Annotated in this window: 4 protein-coding genes, 2 tRNA genes and 1 pseudogene; 1 reads left to right on the forward strand and 6 read right to left on the reverse strand. The window is 43.3% G+C overall.

What is annotated here, in order from left to right:
* Nucleotides 1-15 precede the first annotated feature (15 nt).
* From P3T48_RS04135 to P3T48_RS04150, 4 genes are all read right to left on the reverse strand, one after another.
* A complete protein-coding gene (locus tag P3T48_RS04135) occupies nt 16-1,416 on the reverse strand; it encodes an alpha/beta hydrolase-fold protein (protein WP_276505752.1) in 1,401 nt (466 codons plus the stop codon).
* Between the two features lie 266 nt (nt 1,417-1,682).
* Nucleotides 1,683-2,180, reverse strand: coding sequence for an SLOG family protein (locus P3T48_RS04140; RefSeq protein WP_276505753.1), 498 nt, complete (start codon nt 2,178-2,180; stop codon nt 1,683-1,685).
* Nucleotides 2,177-2,758, reverse strand: coding sequence for a type I phosphoribosyltransferase (locus tag P3T48_RS04145; RefSeq protein ID WP_118081691.1), 582 nt, complete (start codon nt 2,756-2,758; stop codon nt 2,177-2,179). Before P3T48_RS04145 ends, P3T48_RS04140 begins: the two co-directional genes overlap by 4 nt.
* A 64-nt stretch (nt 2,759-2,822) precedes the next feature.
* On the reverse strand, nt 2,823-3,200 hold the full coding sequence (locus P3T48_RS04150) for a DUF2958 domain-containing protein (RefSeq protein WP_118120397.1): 378 nt from the start codon (nt 3,198-3,200) through the stop codon (nt 2,823-2,825).
* Between the two features lie 2,117 nt (nt 3,201-5,317).
* On the opposite strand from P3T48_RS04150, the pseudogene P3T48_RS04155 reads away from it, so the two are divergent.
* Nucleotides 5,318-5,597 (forward strand): annotated as a pseudogene (locus tag P3T48_RS04155) (hypothetical protein); the annotation flags it as partial.
* A gap of 241 nt (nt 5,598-5,838) precedes the next feature.
* On the opposite strand, the gene P3T48_RS04160 reads toward P3T48_RS04155, so the two are convergent.
* Together P3T48_RS04160 and P3T48_RS04165 are read right to left on the reverse strand one after the other, a co-directional pair.
* Nucleotides 5,839-5,913 (reverse strand) — tRNA-Thr (locus P3T48_RS04160).
* A gap of 5 nt (nt 5,914-5,918) precedes the next feature.
* Nucleotides 5,919-5,991: transfer RNA gene (locus P3T48_RS04165), tRNA-His, on the reverse strand.
* Nucleotides 5,992-6,210: the final 219 nt, after the last annotated feature.

Raw genomic sequence — 6,210 nt, forward strand, 5'->3', positions numbered from 1 at the left:
AAAAAGGGATGCTTATTATTTATGTTGCTCAAACAGCCAATCCTGCACACCTTCTATGCCGTATGCCACGAACCATGTGGCGCGATGATTGCCACCTGTAAGATGGGTAAACAGCAGATGGTTGCCTTCAGCACGCATTTTGTTTGCTTCCTCGGAGAGCTGTTCCTTTGGCAACGTCATATCCCATGTTGCTTCTGATACCTTGGTACCCTGACTACGCCACAATTCTACGGCTTGTCCTTGTAATGAATTGGACGAAGTATCGCCTTCGCATGAAATAATCCAGATGTTCTGTCTGTCCAACGGTCCCATTAGGGAAGGATTCCATTTTCCTGCTACAAGTAGTGCACCGGCAAACAAATCCGGCTCTTTTAACATCAATACAATGGATGACATGCATCCCATTGACTGCCCTGTGGTATAAATGCGTTTCGGGTCTATGGAATATTTAGTCTGGAGCTCTTTTAATAAAGCAATGGTAGCATCAAGGTGGTGGCTGTAATTCCAGTTATCATCTATCGTAATGACCGGATACTCCGGGGCAACAACGATGCACTTATGACGTGCTTGTGCTTCCGGCTCTGCCCACGAAGTTGCACCGTTTCCCTGATAAAGTGTGTGCGTGACGTCTCCGCTGGCCACTCCCGCATCGTGGATGAAGAGTACCAAAGGATAGTGTTCAGCCGGATTATAGTCTTTCGGCAAGTATATATTATAAGGTAATACTTGTCCGCTGTACGGACTTATAAATTCTTCTTGTCTGAAATCATCTGCAACGAGGCATTTCTCGGAAGTACTTTCTATTGGCAAGGTGTTTGCCTTGTAGTTTTTTCCTTTACTGGTTTTTATATCGGCGATTTGCGTTACTACAGCATTACCAGGATATTTGTCATTTCCCCCAGTACTCCATCCTGCACGTAATCCCGGGCCTCCCTGCATACGATCGCGTTCCTGTTTCTTTTCTTTGTCCGCTTCGGTAGGCTTTTGAGGCTGAGCATTCAAATCTACTTCTGCCTTTACTTCAATGATGACATACTGTCCGTCTACTCCTTGTTGTGCTCGTTCGGGAACCTTGTTGGCATATATGCGTGTCACCTCCTTATCTTCTACACGATAACTTTCGGCAGAAAGACTTTTGTTACTAATAGGTGTGTCGTATTGAAGTACAACGGTTTCAACTTTTCTACCGTCTCCTAATACGCGACTTATCGCTGTAACAGACTGCAAGTGTTTGTCACTTATGGAGTTGTTTTGGGCTTGTGCCAAGCCGAGGATTCCTACCAGAACCATTGTGATAATTGTTCTCTTTTTCATAAATGCAAAATATAAAATTCTTGTATCTTTGAGAGTGCCACGAAGGCTATGGTGCAGTCCTCGCTGCACGTTTCCGATGATTGCCTTTGATGTCTTTTCCAAGCTCAGAACCATCATCAAGCAAAAGTCATGATTCCTACCAAAACCTTTTCTTTGACTCACAAAACTCGGTAAGGTTTATTGCATTAACGATATTTAACGAGTTTTCCATACTTCATCATCTCTACATTCCTATCGGTCTCGTCTGAAATCGTTGCGTCCGTCTCCATGCCACCATGCGCCCAGGAAGGCGAGGATGGCACGGAAAACAACGTAGATAACGATAATGTCAACAAATTCATTCATAAGCTTGATATTTAGCGAGTTATTCAATATATATTCACCACTGGAACGCCCAAACTGTTGGCTTTCTTGAAAGTGTAGTAGGTTCCACCCTTCTCTCTCCCATCATAGAAGGCAATGAGAAGGGACGCATTCTCAACCATGAACTCGTCTCGGTCAAGGAAACATCGGTTGTAATAGTATTCTGAAAGGATGATCACCTCATCTGCAGAAGCCATCAATCCATCATAAACCACCCTATTACTGGGCTTGAACCTATCTGCCTGACCTCTGAAAGGAATGGCTGCGGAAAGCGTCATTCCTGGGCAGGAAGGTTTCAGCGACTGCACAATCTCGGCTGCCATCAAGTCAATACCGATGGCGAATCCCGAAATAAAATTACTGATGCCATGCTCGTAAGCTTCGAGAATGGCTTTGGTCAATTGCTCTCTTATGACCTCCTGCTGAGAGAAGTTGTAAAAGCGATGACCTGTAAAGGCTGCCGAAACAGCCTTGTCAAACTTTGTCATGTTCTTTCTTTTCATTGCTGTACATATTTATATGATGTCTTGCCGAGGAAAATGCCGTTTGTTACGTGCGCCCCTACTTGTTCCAATTGTGCGGTGTAGGCACAGAATGAAGTGCCGGTAGTGACCACATCGTCCCAAATGCAGACTATCTTGTTTTTGAAGAAGTTCGCATCCACCTCAATATTATTCTTTTCCTTCAAGCGCTTTTCTCGCTCATCCTTCTTGACCTTAGTGCCATGAACAGCAGTACGTTCGCCAACAACCTTGACATGGGAAAAGCCATTGATTGCTCCAGAAAACTTGCAGACAAGTTCAGAGAAGTTCTTGTTGCGTGCCTCGTTACGCTCCTGACTGCTTGCAGGAACACAAGAGAAGACTACGCTGCGAACCTTGCGACCAAACTTCTTGACAAGCATCTTTGCCACGCACTTCGCCACATCAGCATGGTTTCGACCATCCTTGAAATCATAGATAACCTGGCGGTCGAAGAATGCATCCATACCGATGTTCTTGATACGTACCGGATAATAGCGCAAAAAGCTGCTCAACTCCTTATCCTCCTGTCCCTTGATGTAAACCTGTACCATGTTCATTGCTTTAATTGTTGTTACATGGGAGGTAGCAGCCATCAGCCTCTACCCACCGAGAAAAATGTTTTCAATCGTAAAGTCTGCTGAGGAAAGACTGCAACTCTCTGTCGATGATTTCAGAAAGCTGACATGGTTGGAATGGCTTTCTCTGCTCCACTCTGACCTTGCCGAGTCCGAACTTGGTTGCATCCAACTCCACACTTGCCATTTCATTGGCAGAAATGTAGCTGTACTCAGTCTCAGCCAGACCTACAACGATGCCAAAGAGCACAAAATCATCATTCTCTCGCTGTCCTTCAAGAATGTACCAGCGAGCATTGCCGATGAAAAACACTGCGATGCAAACTGCATCCTTCTTCTTACTATCCTGAGAATAAAGCGGATAGTCCTGCATTGCCTTCTCCAATTCTGGAGTAATCAGGCGGTTGTTGAAATCTTTTGCCATAGTCTCTAAATTTATTTTCTCCCTTTCGTTAAGTCCTTTCGGACTTGGGATCGGGAAGCTTTTTCTGCTTTTCAAAGTGCGTACAAGGCAATAAGGCAAGTCTGATGGGAAGAATACTCTTTTGCATGTTTCATGGAAAAGGAAGATTGTTACCGAATCACGACTTGCTATTTGCCAGATACGCGATAACTTTGCAGAAAAAGAATCCCGAAATCCCAAAGACGATACGGAATCAAAGACTTCTGGTTTCAGTAAGAAGAAAAAGTATAACAGGGAATGACTGCAGGGATAGAAAAGCCGGGTGGGAATAGTCCAAGCAAGTATCAACAGTTTAAAAAGCCAGCGTGTTGTTCCTTCGTAAGTCGATATAATCGGCCTGCGAAAGAACAACACCCTGGCTAACTGTTCATGCTTACTGGACTATGGCGTGGGCGAAGATTATAAAGAAGGAAAACCGAAAGATTTATAAGGAAAGACAGAATGCTTATAAAGAGGAAGACCAGGATAGTATAATAGGTGGAAGGGAGGGAAAATGAAGGTTGATGCTGTGAGCCAGTGCCCTTCTCGACGAATGGACATGCAGTAGTGTCAAACTGAATAAGTGGGAATCGCTTGCGTCCCACCTACTCAGTTTATAAGCTACCGGATGTCGTTTCGTGGGCACCTTCCGACTGAAGGACCTTGCACTTACGTCATGCTCTGCTGACCTAAATGCAAGGTCTATCAGGTGGAACTCCAGTAGCATCCTTCATGGTGTGGGGCGAAGCATTATCATCTTGTTTATAAAAATGCAAATCTATAAAGGCCTGCTACTCATCATGGTATGAGGGTTTAAGGTGTATTCATGTGTACACGTACACACCTATCCATGTATATATGTATTCACGTCCACATGAATACATATTAGAAGGAGAAATGACAGAATGCCTATAAAAACGAAATGCATTATATTATAATAAGGTGGAAGGGAGGGAAAATGAAAGTGGATGCTGTGAGCCAGTGCCCTTCTCGACGAATGGACATGCAGTAGTGGCAAACTGATTAAGTGGGAATCGCTTGCGTCCCACCTACTCAGTTTGTAAGCTACCGGATGTCGTTTCGTGGGCACCTTCCGACTGAGGGACTTTGCACTTACATCATGCTCTGCTGACATAAATGCAAAGTCTATTAGGTGGAACTCCAGTAGCATCCTTCATGGTGTGGGGCGAAGCATTATCATCTTGTTTATAAAAATGCAAATCTATAAAGGCCTGCTACTCATCATGGTATGAGGGCTTCAAGTTGTATTCATGTGTACACGTACACACCTATCCATGTATATATGTATTCACGTCCACATGAATACATTTTAAAAGAGGAATACCATTATATTATAATAAGGTGGAAGGGAGGGAAAATGAAGGTTGATGCTGTGAGCCAGTGCCCTTCTCGACGAATGGACATGCAGTAGTGTCAAACTGATTAAGTGGGAATCGCTTGCGTCCCACCTACTCAGTTTGTAAGCTACCGGATGTCGTTTCGTGGGCACCTTCCGACTGAGGGACTTTGCACTTACGTCATGCTTTGCTGACATAAATGCAAAGTCTATCAGGTGGAACTCCAGTAGCATTCTTCATGGTGTGGGGCGAAGCATTATCAGGGAAATCAGTCGATTATCACTATCAGAACTGCTCTTTTTGCTTAAAATCCGCATGTTTATACCATTTTTTTGCTGCTACGCAAAAAGATTTCGCACTATTTTTGTATCTTTGCACCCGAATTAGACAAATAAAAAGTAAAAATATAAAAATCCTATACGGAAATGAATTTAAATATGCACATAACATCACAATCATTCGTTCAGAGCTATCGACGCTTTGAACGGAATAGTTATGTACATACATCAAGTACATCAGATACAGCCGGTATAGGATTCCCACATCATTATTCGCATAGTTATTTCTATCGGGCATCGTAGCAGCGTGCCCCACAGAGAACAAAGATAATACGAAAGAGTTGGAGTTTCCTTGCCGGGAGAATCCAACTTTTTCTTTTAGTCAACTGCTTGCATCTGCTCTGACATGACGAGAAAAAGTTGGATGAAATCCAACCATTTTTTACGTTTAAATGAAAGAACTATGCCAGCAAATAAGAATGCCTTAATAAGGTACAAAACTATAGACAACTGTTTAAGAAACAGATACAGAAGATGGACTCTCGATGATCTCGTGGAAGCATGCAGCGATGCTCTCTACGACATGGAGGGAATCACCAAAGGAGTATGCGCCAGAACTGTACAGATGGACATACAGATTATGAGATCTGACAAACTGGGCTACAATGCTCCTATCGAGGTTTATGATAGAATATACTACAGATACGCTGATCCAGACTACTCTATCACTGAAATGCCTTTATCCATAGAGGACTGCAAGCTGATAAAGAAGGCTATCATTCTTCTTGAAAACAAGAAGGATAAGAACAACGAAGACACCATCCAGGTGCTCAACAAGGTACAGGACAGACTCAAATCTATTCTGAACTTTGTGTAAGGATAAAGGAGGAAAAATATGAATGAACATCAACGAGACATCGTCTTACAAGAAAGCTAAAAGGCTTCTTTTCAAGCAAAACTGCCTGAAGAGAAGCCTTTTTTATGTGGAGCTTCAAGTAGGATTCGAACCTACGACCTGCTCATTACAAGGGAGCTGCACTACCACTGTGCTATTGAAGCATTTGGGAGTTTGATGGGGATCGAACCCATGACCACCAGAGCCACAACCTGGCACTCTACCAACTGAGCTACAAACTCCATATAAACTCCAGATGGATTCGAACCACCACCTCCAGATCTGAAATCTGGTATGCTACCAATTACACCATGGAGTTGTTTTTTTAACTTGTCGCCCCACTACTGTCCCGTTAAAGTGGACTAATCGCTCTTTGAATTAATTGAAATACAGTCTATTAGGTGGTGTTTGGGAATGAAACGGACTTGATTTCGTAACTTTGCAGTCAAATTAAAATGACT

The sequence above is a fragment of the Segatella intestinalis genome (assembly GCF_029348455.1).
GTDB lineage: Bacteria > Bacteroidota > Bacteroidia > Bacteroidales > Bacteroidaceae > Prevotella.